Below are 17,835 nucleotides of genomic sequence, written 5' to 3'. Positions count from 1 at the left end.
CGCCGGAAGGTGACCCGCCTTGCCTGAGGAACAGAAGCTCCGCGACTACCTGAACCGGGCCGTGGCCGACCTGCGCCGGACCCGCGAACGGGTCCGCGAGCTGGAGGAGGCCCACCGCGAGCCGATCGCGATCGTGGGCATGGCCTGCCGCTACCCGGGCGGCGCGGCCACGCCCGAGCAGCTGTGGCGCCTCGCCGCCGACGGGGTCGACGCCGTGTCCGGCTTCCCGGCCGACCGCGGCTGGGACCTGGCCGGCCTGTACGACCCGGACCCGGCCAGGGCCGGCCGGACGTACTCCCGGGAGGGCGGCTTCCTGCACGACGCCGCCGACTTCGACGCGGAGTTCTTCGGCATCTCGCCCCGCGAGGCGCTGGCGATGGACCCGCAGCACCGGGTGGCGCTGGAGACGGCGTGGGAGGCCCTGGAGCGGGCCGGGATCGACCCGTTCTCGTTGCGGGGCAGCCGGTCCGGGGTGTTCGTCGGGGCCACGTACCAGGACTACGCCAGCCGGCTGCACGGCGCGCCGCCGGAGCTCGAGGGCTACCTGGGCACCGTCAACACGTTCGCCGTGCTGTCCGGGCGGCTGTCGTACACCTTCGGCCTGGAAGGGCCGGCGGTCAGCGTCGACACCGCCTGCTCGTCGTCGCTGACCGCCGCGCACCTGGCCGCCCAGTCCCTGCGCCGCGGCGAGTGCTCCCTGGCCCTCGCCGGCGGCGTCACGATGATGTTCACCCCCACCGCCTTCGTGGAGTTCAGCCGGCAGCGCGGCGTCGCGCCGGACGGCCGCTGCAAGGCGTTCGCGGCCGCCGCGGACGGCGTGGGGCTGGGCGAGGGCGCCGGGATGCTGGTGCTGGAACGGCTCTCCGACGCGCGCCGCAACGGCCACCCCGTCCTCGCCCTGATCCGCGGCTCGGCCGTCAACCAGGACGGCGCCTCCAACGGCCTCACCGCGCCCAACGGCCTCGCCCAGCAACAGGTCATCCGGCAGGCGCTGGCCGACGCCGGGCTGACCACCGCGGACATCGACGCCGTCGAGGCGCACGGGACCGGCACCACCCTCGGCGACCCGATCGAGGCGGCCGCGCTGCTGGCCACGTACGGTCAGGATCGCGGCACCCCGCTGTTCCTGGGTTCCGTCAAGTCCAACATCGGCCACACCCAGGCCGCCGCCGGCGTCGCCGGCGTCATCAAGATGACCCAGGCCATGCGGCACGGGGTGCTCCCGCGGAGCCTGCACATCGACGCGCCCTCGCCGCGCGTCGACTGGAGCGCCGGGGCCATCGAGCTGCTGACCGGCGAGCGGCCCTGGCCCGACGCCGGGCGTCCGCGCCGGGCCGCCGTGTCCGCGTTCGGCATCTCCGGCACCAACGCGCACCTCGTCCTCGAAGGGCCCCCGGTCGAGGAACAGCAGCCCGCGCCTCCGTCGCAGACCCCCGTCGTCTGGGTGCTGTCGGCACGGTCCGAGGCCGCGCTCCAGGCCCAGGCCGCCCGGCTCCGGCACGTCGAGGCCGAGCCGGCCGACATCGCGCACTCCCTTGCCGCCAAGGCGAGGTTCGAGCACCGCGCGGTCATCGTCGGCGACGATCGCGCGGAACTCGACCGGGGCCTGACGGCCCTGCTGCCGGGCGGCGGCGACGACGAACCCGGGAAACGGCGCCCGAGTCAGGGTCTGGCCGCCGGTGACCCCGGCCGGGTGGTGTTCGTCTACCCGGGCCAGGGCACGCAGTGGGCCGGCATGGGCCGCGACCTGCTGGAATCCGACGAGGCCTTCCGCGCCGAGCTCGGCGCCTGCGACGACGCGCTGCGGCCGCTGACCGGCTGGTCGGTGCTGGACGTGATCAAGGGTACGGACGACGCCCCGTCGATGGACCGCGTCGACGTGGTGCAGCCGGTGCTGTTCTCGATGATGGCCGCGCTGACCAGGGTGTGGGACCGGCTGGGCGTACGGCCGGACGCGGTGGTCGGGCACTCCCAGGGCGAGATCGCCGCCGCCTACGTCGCCGGGGCGCTCTCGCTGCCCGACGCCGCACGGATCGTGGCCCTGCGCAGCCGGGCGCTGCTGGCGCTGTGCGGGCGCGGCACGATGCAGACCGTCCTCGCGCCGGAGGAGCAGGTCCGTGGGCTCTCCGACCGCTGGGACACCGGGCTGTGGATCGCCGCGGTGAACGGCCCGGCCAGCGTCACGGTCACCGGCGACACCGACGCGCTGGACGAGCTCAACAAGGCGCTGTCGCGCGCGCGGCTGATGCGGTGGCAGCTGCCGGGGGTGGACTTCGCCGGCCACTCGGGCCAGGTGGAGGACCTCCGGGCCGAGCTGGCCGAGGTGCTGGCCCCGGTCGCACCGCGCGCCCCGCGGCTGCCGATCTTCTCCACCACGGACCGGCGGTGGATCGAGGGGCCGGCCATGGACGCCGGCTACTGGTTCCGGAACCTGCGTGAGACGGTGTGGTTCCGGCCGGCGGTCGAGCAGCTGACCGGGGCGGGCTTCGGCACGTTCGTCGAGATCAGCCCGCACCCGGTGATGACCGTGGCGATCCAGCAGACGGCCGAGGCCCTGGACCGGGACGTGGTCGCGGCCGGCTCCCTGCACCGCGACACCGCCGGGCCGCGCCGGATGCTGACCAGCGCGGCCGAGCTGCACGTCCGCGGCGTCGCGGTGACCTGGCCGGCGCCGGGCCGCCACGTCGAGCTGCCCACGTACCCCTTCCAGCGCCGGCGCTTCTTCCTGGAGGCGGCGCCGCCGGTGACCCACGCGGCCGACGAGCGGCTCTGGGCGGCGGTGGAACGCGGCGACCTCGCCGGCGAGCTCGGGCTGGCGGACGACGCGCCGCTGAGCGCCGCGCTGCCCCGGCTGGCCTCGTGGCGGGCCGGCTCCACCGTCGACGGGTGGCGCTACCGGGTCGACTGGCAGGCGCTCGCCGACCGCACCGCGCCGGCGCCCGGCACCGTGCTGCTGGTGTCCGGCCCGGGGACCGACGCCGGCGACGTGCGGCGGGCGCTGGCCGTACACGGCTCCCGGGTCGTCGATCTGGAGCTCGCCGACGTCACCGACCGGGAGAAGGTCGCCGCGGCCGTGTCCGGCACGGAGGCGGACGCCGTGGTGTCGGCGCTGGCCCTCGGCGACGACGGGCTGACCGGGACGCTGACGCTGGCGCAGGCCCTCGGCGACGCCGGCGTCGGCGGTCCTTTGTGGTGCCTCACCCGGGGGATGGCCACCCGGCCGGAGCAGGCGCAGGTGTGGGGCCTGGGCCGGGTCATCGGCCTGGAGCACCCGGACCGGTGGGGTGGCCTGATCGACCTGCCCGCGCACCTCGACGACACGGCCGCCGGCCGGCTGGCGGCGGTGTTCTCCGGCACCGAGGACCAGGTGGCGATCCGGCCCTCCGGCACCTTCGCCCGGCGGCTGCGCCGGGCACCGCTGCCCGCGGACCGGGCCACCGACGCCTGGCAGCCGCGCGGCACGGTGCTGGTCACCGGCGGCACCGGCGCGGCCGGAGCGAACGTCGCGCGGTGGCTGGTCCGCGACGGCGCGGAGCACGTGGTCCTGACCAGCCGGCGCGGCCCGGACGCCCCCGGCGCGGCCGAGCTGCTGGCCGAGCTCGGGCCCGCCGTCCACATCACCGCCTGCGACGTCTCCGACCGCGACCAGCTGGCGGCGCTGCTGGCCGGGCTGCCGGGCGAGCTCACCGCCGTCGTGCACGCCGCCGGGATCGGCGAGGTCGCGACGGTGGACGGCACGACGCCCGCGACCGTGGCCGCGACCCTGGCGGCCAAGGCGGCCGGCGCGACGCACCTGGACGACCTGCTGGGTGACCGGCGGCTCGACGCCTTCGTGCTGTTCTCCTCGCTGTCGAGCGTGTGGGGCGCCGGCGGGCAGGGCGCGTACGCCGCCGCCAACGCCCACCTCGACGCGCTGGCCGAGAACCGCCGCGCCCGCGGCCTGGCCGCCACCTCGGTGGCGTGGGGTTCCTGGGGCGGCGGAGGCATGGCCGCCGCGCCGGGGATGCGCGAACAGCTCGACGCGATCGGGCTGCCGCCGATGGACCCCGAGCTCAACGTCCTGGCCCTGCGGCAGGCCGTGGCGCTGGGCGAGACCTGCGTGGCGGTCGCCGACGTCCGCTGGGACCGGTTCGCGCCGAGCTTCACCGCCCGGCGGCCCAGCCCGCTGCTCTCCGAGATCCCCGAGGCCACCCGGGCGATCGACGGCACGCCCGGGGAGGCCACGGACCCCGGTCTGCGGGAGCGGCTGGCGGCGCTGCCCGCCGGCGACCGCCTGCGGACGGTGCTGGCCCTGGTCCGGGACCAGGCCGCGGCGGTGCTCGGCCACGGGTCGCCCGACGAGGTCCGGGCCGACCAGGCGTTCCGGGACGTCGGCTTCGACTCGCTGACGGCGGTCGAGCTGCGCAACCGGCTGACCGCGGCGACCGGGCTCCGGCTGCCGGTCACGGTCGCGTTCGACCACGCGACCCCGTCCCGGCTCGCCGAACACCTGGTGTCCGAGCTGGGTGACGGGCCGGCGGATCTCCTCCAGGAACTGGACCGGCTGCAGGCCACGATGGCCGCGGCCGAACCCGGGCCGGAGACCCGGATCGAGGTGGCGGCGCGGCTGCGGGCGCTGCTGCGGACCCTCGACGACGGGTCCTCCGCCGACGACGACCTGACCGCCGACGAGGACGTGTTCGACGTGCTCAGCAAGGAGTTTGGCATCTCATGAGCGACGACAAGCTGCGCCACGTCCTGAAGCAGGCCACGGTGGAGCTGCGCCAGGCCGCCCGGCGGGTGCGGGAGTTGGAGGAGCGGGACCGGGAGCCGATCGCCGTGGTCGGGATGGCCTGCCGCTACCCCGGCGACGTCGGCTCGCCCGAGGACCTGTGGCGGGTGGTCGCCGACGGCGCGGACGTGATCTCCGAGGCGCCCGACGACCGCGGCTGGCACCTGGACGCCCTGTACGACCCGGAGCCGGGCAAGGCCGGCCGTACCTATGTCCGGCACGGCGGATTCCTGCACGACAGCGCGGACTTCGACGCGGAGTTCTTCGGCATCTCGCCCCGCGAGGCGCTGGGCATGGACCCGCAGCAGCGGCAACTGCTCGAGACGTCGTGGGAAGCGCTGGAGCGGGCCGGGATCCGGGCGTCGACGCTGCGGGGCAGCCGCACCGGCGTGTTCGTCGGCATGTGTTACACCGGCTACGGCTTCCGCGACCAGGACGTGGCCGAGGAGGTGTCCGGCTATCTGATCACCGGCGACGCGATGAGCGTGGCCTCGGGCCGGATCGCGTACACCTTCGGGTTCGAGGGCCCGGCGATCACCGTGGACACCGCCTGCTCGTCCTCGCTGGTGTCGTTGCACCTGGCCGCCCGGTCGCTGCGGGCCGGGGAGTGCACGCTCGCGCTGGCCGGCGGGGTGGCCGTGCTGTCCACCGCCCGCGGGTTCATCGAGTTCAGCCGGCAGCGGGGGCTCGCCGCGGACGGACGCTGCAAGTCCTTCGCCGCGTCGGCGGACGGCATGGCCTGGGGCGAGGGCGCCGGCGTGCTCGTGCTGGAGCGGCTGGCCGACGCCGAACGCCACGGCCACCGGGTGCTGGCGGTGATCCGCGGCAGCGCCATCAACCAGGACGGGGCGTCCAACGGCCTGAGCGCGCCCAGCCGGCCGGCCCAGGAGCGGGTGATCCGCGACGCCCTGGACAGCGCGGGCCTGTCCCCCGCGGACGTCGACGCCGTGGAGGCCCACGGCACCGGCACCACGCTGGGCGACCCGATCGAGGCCGCCGCGCTGCTCGCCGTGTACGGGCAGGCCCGCCCGGCCGACCGTCCACTGTGGGTCGGATCGGTGAAGTCGAACATCGGGCACGCGCAGGCCGCCGCCGGGGTGGCCGGCGTGATCAAGATGGTGCAGGCCCTGCGGCACGGGCTGCTCCCCCGCAGCCTGCACATCGAGGAGCCCACCCCGCACGTGGACTGGGCCTCCGGCGCGGTGTCGCTGCTGACCGAGGCCCAGCCGTGGCCCGAGACCGGGCGGCCGCGGCGGGCCGGGGTGTCGGCGTTCGGCATCTCCGGCACGAACGCCCACGTGATCATCGAGCAGGCGCCCGAAGCGGTGACGCCCGCGTCCGGCGGCGACGGCACCCTGCCCTGGATGCTGTCCGGCCGGTCCCCGGCGGCGCTGCGGGCCCAGGCCGAGCGGCTGCTCGCCCACCTGCGGTCGCACCCGCTCTCCGGCGCCGACGTCGCGTACTCGCTCGCCGCGACCCGGGACCAGCACGAGCACCGCGCCGTGGTGCTGGGCGAGGACCGGGAGGCGGCGCTGGCCGCGCTGATCGAGGACCGGCCGGCCGGCGGACTGGTCCGGGGCGCGGCGGCGCCGGACCGGGGCAGGACCGTGTTCGTCTTCCCCGGCCAGGGCTCGCAGTGGACCGGCATGGCCGTCGAGCTGATGGCCGCCTCGCCGGTGTTCGCCGAGCGGATGGCCGAGTGCGAGGCGGCGTTCGGCGGGCTGGTCGACTGGTCGCTGCGGGACGTGCTGGCCGATCCGGCGATGCTGGAACGGGTCGAGGTGGTCCAGCCGGCGCTGTTCGCGGTGATGGTGTCGCTGGCCTCGCTGTGGCGGTCGTACGGCGTCACTCCGGACGTCGTCGTCGGCACCTCCCAGGGCGAGATCGCCGCCGCGTGCGTGGCCGGCGCCCTCAGCCTCGAGGACGCCGCGGCCGTGGTGATCCTGCGCAGCCGGGCCATCGCCGAGGACCTGGCCGGGCGCGGCGGCATGACGTCGGTGGCGCTGGACGTCGACGAGGTGACAACGCTGCTCCGCCGCTGGCAGGGGCGGATCTCGGTCGCGGCGGTCAACGGGCCGGCGTCGGTGGTCGTCTCCGGCGAACCTGCGGCGCTCGACGAGCTGTACGCCGAGCTGGAGCCGGCCGGGGTCCGGGTACGCCGCATGCCGGTCGACTACGCCTCGCACTCCGAGCAGGTCGAGTCGATCCGGGACCGGCTGCTGACCGACCTGTCGTCGATCACGCCGAGGGCCGCGGACATCCCGCTCCGGTCCACGACGACCGGGGAACCGGCCGACACCTCGACCTTCGACGCCGGGTACTGGTACCGCAATCTGCGGCAAACCGTACGGTTCTCCGAGACCGTCGATGCCCTGCTGCGGGACGGGCACACGACCTTCGTCGAGCTGAGCCCCCATCCGGTGCTGACGACCGCGGTGCAGGAGACCGCCGAGGCCGCCGGCATCGAGGCCCTGGCCACCGGAACGCTGCGCCGCGACGACGGCGGCCTGGAGCGCTTCCGGCACAGCGCCGCCGAGCTGCACGCCGGCGGCGTCGACGTGACCTGGCCGTTCGAGGGCCGCGGCGTCGACCTGCCGACGTACGCCTTCCAGCACCGGCGTTACTGGCTGGAGGCCGGCACCGCGGCGCGGCCGTCCCTCGCCGACGGCCTGCGGTACCGGATCGGCTGGGACGCCCTTCCCGTCGCCGCCGAGGCCGCGCCGGGGGGCAGCTGGCTGATCCTCGCCACGCCGGGCGACGAGCGGGCGGCGGCGATCTCGCGGGCCCTCGGCGCCGAGGTGGCCTCCGGCATCGACGGTGCGGCGCTGCGCCGGCACGACAACGTCGTGGCCCTGCTGCCGGCACCGGAGGTCCTGGCGCTCGCGCAGGCGCTGGCCGGCGGCGGCACCCGGTTGTGGTGCGTGACCTCGGGCGCGGTGTCGGTGAACGGCGAGAACGTACGCCCGGAGCAGGCCCGGATCTGGGGCCTGGGCCGGGTCGTCGCCCTCGAGCACCCGGAGCTGTGGGGCGGGCTGGTCGATCTGCCCGGCACCCTCGACGAGCAGGCGCTCTCCCTGCTGCGCGCCGTCCTCGGGGACGCCCGCGGCGAGGACCAGGTGGCCATCCGCGAGGGCCGGGTCCACGTACGGCGGTTGCGGCGGGCTCCGCTCGGCGCCGTCCCCCCGACCCGCGACTGGCAACCGGCCGGCACGGTGCTGGTCACCAGCGACGGAGGCCCGGCGGCACGGCACGTCGCGCGCTGGCTGTCGCGCGAGGGCGCGGAGCACGTCGTGCTCGCCGGCGCCGGCGACGGCCAGGACGAACTCCGCGCCGACCTGGCGCAGCACGGCACCGAACTCAGCGTCGTCGACTGCGATCTCACCGACCGCGCCGAGCTGTCGGCGATGCTGGAGAGTTTCGCCCCGATCCGGGCCGTGGTCCACGCCGCCGGCCTCGCGCGCCTCACCCCGGTCGCCGGGCTGAGCGGGGAGGAGTTCGCCGAGACGATCGCGACCAAGGCGGGCGTCGCCGACCTCCTCGACGACCTCCTCGACCACGACCTGGACGCCTTCGTGCTGTTCTCGTCGGTGGTAGGCGTGTGGGGCAGCGCCGACCACGCCGCCTACGCCGCCGCGAACGCCCACCTCGACGCCCTGGCCCGGCGGCGGCGGGCACGAGGGCTGCGGGCCCTGTCGATCGCCTGGGGGCTGTGGGACTTCGGCGGGGACCAGGCCGAGCATCGCCTGCGCGGCACCGGCTTCCTGCGTCCAGCGGTGGCCTGCGAGGCACTGCGGCAGGCCGTCGCCCACGACGAGACCGACGTGACCGTGGCCGAGGTCGACTGGGACCGGTTCGTGCCCGTCTTCACCTCGGCCGGGCCGCGTCCGCTGCTGTCCGGCGTCCCGGAAGCACGGCACCTGCTCGAACCGGAGTCCACCGAGGCGGAATCCCCGCTGCGGCAACGGCTCTCCGGCCTGTCCGCCGCCGAGCGCCACCGGGAGCTGCTCACCCTCGTCCGCGAGCACGTGGCGACGGTCCTCGGCTTCCCGGACGCCGAAGCGGTCGGCCCCAAGCATCAGTTCAAGGATCTGGGCGTCGACTCGCTGACCGCGGTCGAGGTCCGCAACCGGCTGAGCGCGGCCGCCGGCTTCCGGCTGCCGTCCACACTGGTGTTCGACTACCCCACCCCGCAGGCGCTGGCCGGCTTCCTCCGGTCCGCGGTGCTCGGCGAGGACGAGCGGCCGGCCGGCCCGGCCCCGGTCGCCGCGACCGCCGACGAGCCGATCGCGATCGTGGCCATGAGCTGCCGGTTCCCCGGCGGGGTGACCTCGCCCGAGCAGCTGTGGCAGCTGGTCGACGAGGGCCGGGACGCGGTCGGCCCGTTCCCGTCCGACCGCGGCTGGGACCGGAGCTGGTACGACCCGGAACGCGGCGCCGGCAAGTCCTACGTGTGGCGCGGCGGCTTCCTCGACGGGTTCGCCGGCTTCGACCCGGCGTTCTTCGGGATCAACCCGCGGGAGGCGCTGATCATCGACCCGCAGCAGCGGCTGCTGCTGGAGACCTCCTGGGAGCTGCTGGAGCGGGCCGGCATCGATCCCGCGTCGCTGCGCGGCAGCCGGACGGGCGTGTTCGTGGGCAGCAACATCCAGGACTACGCCGCCCATGTCCTGCAGGGCGACGACCTCACCGGCGGTTACGCGGGCGTCGGCAACGCCGCCAGCGTCATGTCCGGCCGGGTGGCGTACGTGTTCGGCCTGGAGGGCCCGGCGATGACCGTCGACACGGCCTGTTCCTCGTCGCTGTCGGCGATCCACCTGGCCGTGCAGGCCCTGCGCCGCGGCGAGTGCCCGCTGGCGCTGACCGGCGGCGTGACCACGATGTCCTCGCCGCTGAGCTACGTCGAGTTCAGCCGCCAGCAGGGCCTGGCCGCCGACGGGGTGTGCCGGGCGTTCTCCGGCGACGCCGACGGCACCGTGCTCTCCGAGGGCATCGGCATGGTGCTGCTCGAGCGGCTGTCCGACGCCGAACGCCACGGTCACCAGGTGCTGGCCGTCATCCGGGGCACCGCGGTCAACCAGGACGGTGCCTCCAACGGCCTGTCCGCGCCGAACGGCCCGTCGCAGCAGCGGGTGATCCAGGCGGCGCTGGCCGACGCCGGGATGACCGTCGCCGACGTGGACGCGGTCGAGGCCCACGGCACCGGCACCAAGCTGGGCGACCCCATCGAGGCGCAGGCGATCCTGGCCACGTACGGCCGGGACCGCGGCGACGCCGGTCCGCTGTGGCTGGGCTCGCTGAAGTCCAACATCGGCCACGCCCAGGCCGCGGCCGGCGTGGCCGGGGTGATGAAGATGGTGCTGGCGATGCGGCACGGGGTGCTGCCCCGGACCCTGCACGTCGCCGAGCCGACGCCGCACGTCGACTGGACCGCCGGCGACGTGCGGCTGCTGACCGAGGCCCGGCCGTGGCCGGAGACGGGGCACCCGCGCCGGTTCGGCGTCTCCTCGTTCGGGCTGTCGGGCACCAACGCCCACGTCATCGTCGAGGAGCCGCCGGCCGCGGCGACCGTCGCGCCGCAGGCACCGGCGGACGAGGTCGTCGCCCTTGCGCTGTCGGCCAGGAGCGACCCGGCCCTGGCCGCGCTGGCCGCCGCCCTCGACGGGCCGGTGGCCACGTCCGGGCCGGCGGACGTCGGCTATTCCCTGGCCACCACGCGGGCCACGCTCGTCCACCGGGCCGTCGTCGTCGGCGGCGACGTACGGGCCGGGCTGGCCGCGCTGGCCTCCGGCGCCGACGCGGAGAACGTCGTACGCGGCGTGGCCCGCGGCGACGCCGAGGTGGTGTTCGTCTTCCCCGGCCAGGGTTCCCAGTGGGAGGGCATGTGCCGCGACCTGCTCGAGACCTCGCCGGTGTTCCGAGCCGAACTGACGGCGTGCTCGGCGGCGTTCGAGGCGTTGCTGGGCTGGTCGGTGCTGGACGTGATCCGGGGAGCGCCGGACGCGCCGCCGCTGGCCCGCATCGACGTGCTGCAGCCGGCCCTGTTCTCGGTGATGGTGTCGCTGGCGGCCGTGTGGCGGTCGTGGGGCGTGACGCCGGCGGCCGTGACGGGCTCGAGCCAGGGCGAGATCGCGGCGGCGTACGTGGCCGGTGAGATCGACCTCGCCGACGCCGCCCGGGTGGTCGGCCTGCGCAGCCGGCTGTTGCAGGAACACCTGGTGGGCAGGGGCGTGCTGGCGTCGGTCTCGCTGCCGGCCGACCGGGTCCGCGACCGGCTCGAGGCCTTCGGCGGCGCGTTGAGCCTCGCCGGGGTGAACTCCCCCACCTCGGTCACGGTCGGCGGGGACGTGGCAGCGGTGGAGCGGCTGGTGGCGGAGCTGACCGCCGAGGGGATCCGGGCCCGGGTGGTGCCGTCCTCGGTGGCGACGCACTGCGCCCAGGTCGACGGCATCCGGGACGAGGTGGCGGCGGTGCTGGCCCCGGTCACGGCCCGGCGCGGCACCGTACCGTTCTTCTCCTCGGTGACCGGCGAGCGGCCGGCCCCGGGCACGCTGGACGGGGCGTACTGGCTGGCCAACATGCGCGAGCCGGTCCGGTTCGAGGACGCCGTCCGCGGCCTGCTCGGCGCGGGGCACCGGATCTTCCTGGAGGTGAGCCCGCACCCGACGATGGCCGTGCCGATCCAGGAGATCCTCGACGAGACGGTGCCCGACGCGGCGGTCCTGGGATCGTTGCGCCGCAACGAGAACGGCCGCCGGCGGATGCTCACCGCGCTGGCCGAGCTTCATGTCCGCGGCGTGCCGGCGGACTGGGCCGCCACCTTCACCGAGGGCAGCGTGCGCCGGGTCGAGCTGCCGACCTATCCCTTCCAGCGCAGCCGGTTCTGGCCGGAGTACGCCGGGCGGACCGCCCGGCCGGCCGAGGAGAACCCGCTCGGGCACGCCTTGCTGACCTCGACGCTGCCGCTGGCCGACGGCGACGGCCTGGTGGTGCTGGGGCGGCTGGAGGCCGGCAGGCCGTGGACCGCGGGGCAGGCGCTGCCGGCATCCACCCTCGTCGAACTGTCCGTCCGGGCCGGCGACGAGGTCGGCTGCGACGTCCTGGCGGAGCTGGAGATCGGCGCGCCGCTGACGGTGCCGGCCGACGGGGCCCGCCGCCTCCAGCTGCGCATCGGCGCGGCCGACGCCGAAGATCGCCGGGCCTTCACGCTGCATTCCCGGGCGGACGGCGAGGCGTGGGTGGCCCACGCCCGCGGTGTCCTGGCCGTCGGCGCCGCCGTACCGGAGTTCGACCTCACCGAGTGGCCGCCGCCGGGAGCCGTCCCGGACGGCGCACGGACGTGGCGGCGCGGCGGTGAGACCTTCGCCGAGGTGCGGATCGACGAGGAGGACGACCGGTTCCTGATCCACCCCGAGCTGCTGGCCTCGGCCCTTTCCGCGGACCGGATCCCCGTACGCTGGCAGGACGTCTCGCTGTACGCCGCCCGGGCCCAGGCGCTGCGGGTGCGGACCGTGCAGCTCGCCGGCGACGCCGTCTCCGTCCAGCTCAGCGACCGGTTCGGCAAGCCCGTGGCAACGCTGGGATCGGTCACGTACGGCGCACCCAGGCAGGCCTCGCCGGACGACTCCCTGTACGGCCTGGACCTCGTCCGCGTCCCGGTGCCCGCGACCGGGCCGGAGCACGTGACCGTCGACGACCTCGACCACCTCGGCGCGGTTCCTCCCCTGGTCTTCCTCGACCTGCACGCGGCCGACGCCCGGGCGGCGACGGCGCGGGCGGCCGAGGCGGTGCGCACGTGGCTGGCCGACGAGAGGTTCGCCGATTCCCGGCTCGCGGTGGTGACGAGGGGCGCCGTCCCCGCCGGTGACGTGACGGACCTGGTCCACGCCCCGGTGTGGGGCCTGGTCCGGTCCGCGCAGTCGGAGCACCCGGACCGGTTCGTCCTGGTGGACACCGACGACAGCGAAGCCCCGCTGGCGGCCGCGGCCGCGGCCGAGCCGCAGGTCGTCATCCGCGACGGTGTGGTGCTCGCCCCCCGGCTCGTCCGGATCGCGCCGCCGGCGAGCGAGCCCGGGCCGTTCGGCGGCGAGGGCACGGTGCTGATCACCGGCGGCACCGGCGCCCTGGCCGGCCTGCTCGCCCGGCACCTGGTCACCGCCCGCGGCGTCCGGCACCTGCTGCTGGTCAGCCGCAGCGGCGAGAACGCCGGCGGCGCGGGCGAGCTCGCGGCGGAGCTGACTGCGGCCGGTGCCGAGGTGCGGATCGCCGCCTGTGACGTCGCCGACCGGGCCGCGCTCGCGGACCTGCTGGCCACGGTCGACCGTCCGCTGACCGCGGTGGTCCACACCGCCGGCGTGCTCGACGACGGCCTGGTCACGGCGCTGACCCCGGAGAAGATCGACGCCGTGCTACGGCCCAAGGCCGACGCCGCGCTGGCGCTGCACGAGCTGACCAGGGACCTGCCGCTGGAGGCGTTCGTGCTCTACTCGTCGGCGGCGTCCGTGCTGGCCGGCGCCGGGCAGGGCAACTACGCGGCGGCCAACGCCTTCCTGGACGCCCTCGCCGCACATCGCCGGGCGAACGGGCTGCCGGCGGTCAGCCTCGGCTGGGGCTACTGGTCGCAGGCCAGCGGCATGACCGGGCACCTGGACCGCGGCGGACTCACCGACCGGATGGCCCGCGCCGGGGTGCTGCCGATCTCCGCCGCCGACGGTCTCGCGCTGTTCGACGCGGCGGTCGGCGGCACCCGGCCCGTGGTGTTCCCGTTACGGCTGGACCATGCCGTACTCCGCGCCGGCGCCACGCCGCTGCCGGCCGTGCTGCGCGGGCTGATCCGCACCAACGCCCGCCGCATCGTCCGGGACGAGCCGGCCGCCGGGACCTCGCCGGCCGAGCGGCTGGCCGGCCTGAGCCGGGCCGAGCAGGACGAGGCCCTGCTGGAGGTGGTACGCGGGGTCGTCGCGGGGGCGCTCGGTCACGCCTCCGCCGGGGACGTCACGCCGGACATGTCGTTCAAGGAGCTCGGCTTCGACTCCCTGACGTCGGTCGAGATGCGCAACCGCCTCGGCGCGGCGACCGGCCTGCGGTTGCGCGCCACCGTGGCGTTCGACCATCCGACACCGATCGCCATGGCCCGCTTCCTGCGCGAGCAGCTCTTCCCGGAGCCGGACGACCTGGACGCCGCGGACCTGTCGGCGCTGATCGATCTGGCCCTGGAAGGCGGCCGGCCGTGACCGTCGACGTGAACCGGCTGGCCGCCGCGCTGCGCGCGGCGATGCGGGAGAACGACCGGCTGAAGCGGGAGGCGGCGGGCGCGGAGGAGCCGGTGGCCGTCGTCGGCATGGCCTGCCGGTTCCCCGGCGGGGTCACCGGCCCCGAGGAGCTGTGGGACTTCGTCGCGCAGGGCCGGGACGCCATCGGTGGCTTCCCGGCCGACCGGGGCTGGGAGACGGCCGGCATGCCCTGCGCCGGCGGCGGTTTCCTGCACGACGCCGCCGGCTTCGACCCCGCGTTCTTCGGCCTGTCCGAGGCGGAGGCGCTGGCCTCGGACCCGCAGCAGCGCCTGTTGCTGGAGACGTCGTGGGAGGCGTTCGAGCGGGCCGGCATCGACCCGGTCACGCTGCGCGGCACCAGGACCGGCGTGTACGCCGGGGTGATCTTCCACGACTACAGCTACCGGCTGCGCCGGCCCGCGCCGGTCGCCGGGCACACCTACTTCGGCAGCGCCGGCAGCATCGCGGTCGGCCGCCTGGCGTACACGTACGGCCTGGAGGGCCCGGCGGTGGCCCTGGACACGGCCTGCTCGTCCTCGCTGGTGGCCCTGCACCTGGCCGTGCAGGCGTTGCGCCGCAACGAATGCTCGCTGGCGCTGGCCGGCGGCGTGTCCGTGATGGCGACCACCGAGATGTTCGAGGAGAGCGCCCGCAACGGCGACGCCCTGTCCGCCGACGGCCACTGCCGCTCGTTCGCCGCCGCGGCCGACGGGATGGGCCTGGCCGAGGGCGCGGGCCTGCTGGTCGTGGAGCGGCTGGCCGACGCGCGGCGCCACGGCCACCCGGTGCTGGCCCTGGTCCGGGGCAGCGCGACGGGCCAGAGCGGCGCCGGGAACGGCTTCACCGCGCCCCACGGCCCGTCCCAGGAGCGGCTGATCCGGGCGGCCCTCGCGGATGCCGGCCTGACCGCGGCCGAGGTCGACGCCGTGGAGGCGCACGGCACCGCCACCCCGCTCGGCGACCAGATCGAGGCCCACGCGCTGCTGGCGACGTACGGGCGGGACCGCGCCACCCCGGCGTACCTCGGCTCGATGAAGTCGAACTTCGGCCACACGCAGGCGGCGGCCGGCGTCGGCGGCGTGATCAAGATGATCCAGGCCATGCGGCACGGGCTGCTCCCGCGCACGCTGCACGTCGACGCCCCCACCCCGCAGGTCGACTGGTCCGAGGGGGCGGTACGGCTGCTCACCGAGGCGGAACGGTGGCCGGACGCCGGACGCCCGCGCCGCGCGGCGGTGTCCGCGTTCGGCGTCAACGGCACGCTCGCCCACGTCGTCCTGGAGCAGGCCGAGCCGCCGGAGCCGGCGCCGAGCGGACCGCCACCGGCGACCATCGCGTGGCACCTGTCCGGTCACACTCCCGAGGCGCTGCGCGCGCAGGCGTCCCGGTTGCTGGACCACTGCGCGAAGAACGGCGACCTGTCGCCGGCCGATGTCGCGTACTCACTGTCCCGGCGGACCCGGCTGGCCCATCGCGCGACCGTGTCGGGCACCGGCACCGCCGAGCTGCTGCGCGGGCTGGCCGAGGTGGCCGACGGCCACGCGGCCGGGCGGTCCGATGTGGACGAGGTCGAGGGGCGGCTCGTGGAGCTGCCGACATACGCCTTCCAGCGCCGACGGTACTGGCTCGACGAGGAGGACAGATGACGGACCTGGAACGAGACCTCTGGATCCGGCGGTTCACCCCCGGGCCGCCCGGCACGGCCCGGCTGGTCTGCTTCCCGCACGCCGGCGGCTCGGCGCCCTTCTACCTGCCGGTCTCGCGGGCCCTCGCGCCGGTCGCCGACGTGCTGGCCGTGCAGTACCCCGGGCGGCAGGAACGGCGTACGGAAAAGTGCCTGGACAGCATCGGCGAGCTGGCCGACCGGATCGGTGAGCTCCTCCTTCCCCTCGCCGACCGGCCGCTGGTGCTCTTCGGCCACAGCATGGGAGCCACGCTGGCCTTCGAGGTCGCCTGCCGCCTCCGGGAGCACGGCATCGTGCCTCGGCATCTGGTCGTCTCCGGCCGCCGCGCTCCGTCGCGCCGCCGCGACGAGTGGGTCCACACCCTCGACGACGCGGGCATCATCGCCGAGATGGCCGCGCTCAGCGGCACCGACCGGGCGATCCTCGGCAACCCGGACCTCCTGCGCATGATCCTGCCGGCCCTCCGCGGCGACTACCGGGCGATCGAGACCTACCGGTTCCCGGGCGGGGCGCCGCTGAGCTGCCCGATCACCGCTCTCACCGGAGACGCCGACCCGCGGGTCACCCCCGACGAGGTCGAGGCCTGGAAGGAACACACGTCGGACGCCTTCGACCTGCGGGTCTTCCCCGGCGGCCACTTCTTCCTCACCCACCACCAGGAGCAGATCCTCGACCTGCTCCGCAGCCGGCTGGAGACCACCTCATGAGCGAACTCCTCGACATCGTCCTCGACGGCTCCGCCACCGCCGCGGAGGTCGAGGCGTGCCCGGTCCCGGAGAGCTACCGGGCGGCCGTCGTCCTGGCCGCGGAGTCGGACATGTTCACCGGCGTTCCCGTCCGCGACCGGGACCCGGCCAAGGCCCTGCACGTGCAGGAGGTGGCAACCCCCGAGGTCGGCCCGGACGAGGTGCTGGTGGCGGTGCTGGCCAGCGGGATCAACTACAACACCGTGTGGACCTCGATCTTCGAGCCGATGCCGACGTTCGGCTTCCTGCGCCGCTACGGCAAGACCGTTCCCGGCGCCGCCAAGCACGACCAGCCGTTCCACGTGGTCGGCTCGGACATGGCCGGCGTGGTCCTGCGTACGGGCGCGGCCGTGCGCAACGTCCGGCCGGGCGACCGGGTCGTCGCGCACTGCCTCAACGTGGAGCTGACCGCCCCGGACGGGCACGACGACAGCATGCTCGACCCGGAGCAGCGCATCTGGGGCTTCGAGACCAACTACGGCGGCCTCGGCGACCTCGCCCTGGTCAAGGCCAACCAGCTGATGCCCAAGCCGCGCCACCTGACCTGGGAGGAGGCGGCGGCCTCGGGGCTGGTGCACTCGACCGCGTACCGGCAGCTGGTCTCGCCCAACGGCGCCTGCATGCGGCAGGGCAACGTCGTGCTCATCTGGGGCGCGGCGGGCGGGCTGGGGTCGTACGCCACCCAGCTGGTCCTCAACGGCGGCGGCATCCCCGTCTGTGTGGTGTCGAGCCCCGAGAAGGCCGACCTGGTCCGCTCGATGGGGGCGAGCCTCGTGATCGACCGCGCCGCCGAGGGCTTCCGCTTCTGGACCGACGAGAACACCCAGGACCAGCGGGAGTGGCGGCGATTCGGCGCCCGCATCCGCGACCTCACCGGCGGCGACGACCCGGACATCGTCTTCGAGCACCCCGGCCGGGAAACCTTCGGCGCCAGCGTCTACACGGCCCGCCGCGGCGGCACGATCGTCACCTGCGCCTCGACCTCGGGCTACGAGCACTCGTACGACAACCGCCACCTGTGGATGCGGCTGAAGCGCATCATCGGCACCCACTTCGCCAACTACCGCGAAGCGTGGGAGGCCAACCGCCTCATCGCCAAGGCGATGGTCCACCCGACCCTGTCCATGGTGTACGGCCTGGAGCAGACCAGCGACGCCGTCCGCGAGGTCCACGCCAACCGCCACAACGGCAAGGTGGGCGTGCTGTGCCTGGCCCCGGCGGAAGGCCTCGGCGTCGAGGACACCGCCCTGCGCGAGGAGCACCTGCCCCGGATCAACCACTTCCGGGCGGTATCGGCCTGACCGTCCCGCCGGCATCAACGATCGGTCGATGCCGGCGTCCGCCCGGGCAAGCCGCGAGCCGGG

Annotated in this window: 5 protein-coding genes; all 5 read left to right on the top strand. The window is 75.4% G+C overall.

The genetic code is table 11. The features are described from left to right. Nucleotides 1–19 precede the first annotated feature (19 nt). The 5 genes from CLV70_RS31555 to ccrA are packed head-to-tail and all read left to right on the top strand — an operon-like array spanning nucleotide 20 to nucleotide 17,772. Nucleotides 20–4,714 (top strand): type I polyketide synthase, encoded by a 4,695-nt coding sequence (locus CLV70_RS31555; RefSeq protein WP_106130283.1) that lies wholly within the window; start codon nucleotides 20–22, stop codon nucleotides 4,712–4,714. Continuing rightward, nucleotides 4,711–14,001, top strand: a complete 9,291-nt coding sequence (locus CLV70_RS31550) for a type I polyketide synthase (protein ID WP_106130282.1) — start codon at nucleotides 4,711–4,713, stop codon at nucleotides 13,999–14,001. Before CLV70_RS31555 ends, CLV70_RS31550 begins: the two co-directional genes overlap by 4 nt. Next, nucleotides 13,998–15,686: a type I polyketide synthase gene (locus CLV70_RS31545; protein WP_106130281.1), complete on the top strand. Its 1,689-nt coding sequence runs from the start codon at nucleotides 13,998–14,000 to the stop codon at nucleotides 15,684–15,686. The genes CLV70_RS31550 and CLV70_RS31545 overlap by 4 nt, the downstream gene beginning before the upstream one ends. Further along, nucleotides 15,683–16,432 carry a thioesterase II family protein gene (locus CLV70_RS31540; RefSeq protein ID WP_106130280.1) on the top strand — a complete coding sequence of 250 codons (750 nt, stop codon included), beginning with the start codon at nucleotides 15,683–15,685 and terminating at the stop codon, nucleotides 16,430–16,432. The genes CLV70_RS31545 and CLV70_RS31540 overlap by 4 nt, the downstream gene beginning before the upstream one ends. Continuing rightward, on the top strand, nucleotides 16,429–17,772 hold the full coding sequence (gene ccrA, locus CLV70_RS31535) for a crotonyl-CoA carboxylase/reductase (RefSeq protein WP_106130279.1): 1,344 nt from the start codon (nucleotides 16,429–16,431) through the stop codon (nucleotides 17,770–17,772). The genes CLV70_RS31540 and ccrA overlap by 4 nt, the downstream gene beginning before the upstream one ends. Nucleotides 17,773–17,835: the final 63 nt, after the last annotated feature.

The organism is Pseudosporangium ferrugineum, from assembly GCF_003002065.1.
GTDB classification, from domain to species: Bacteria; Actinomycetota; Actinomycetes; order Mycobacteriales; family Micromonosporaceae; genus Actinoplanes; species Actinoplanes ferrugineus_A.
This window is presented reverse-complemented; position numbering and strand designations above follow the sequence as displayed.

Coding starts and splice junctions, on each gene's coding strand:
- CLV70_RS31550 (WP_106130282.1), top strand. CDS start 4,711: ATGAGCGACGACAAGCTGCGCCACGTCCTGAAGCAGGCCACGGTGGAG.
- ccrA (WP_106130279.1), top strand. CDS start 16,429: ATGAGCGAACTCCTCGACATCGTCCTCGACGGCTCCGCCACCGCCGCG.
- CLV70_RS31540 (WP_106130280.1), top strand. CDS start 15,683: ATGACGGACCTGGAACGAGACCTCTGGATCCGGCGGTTCACCCCCGGG.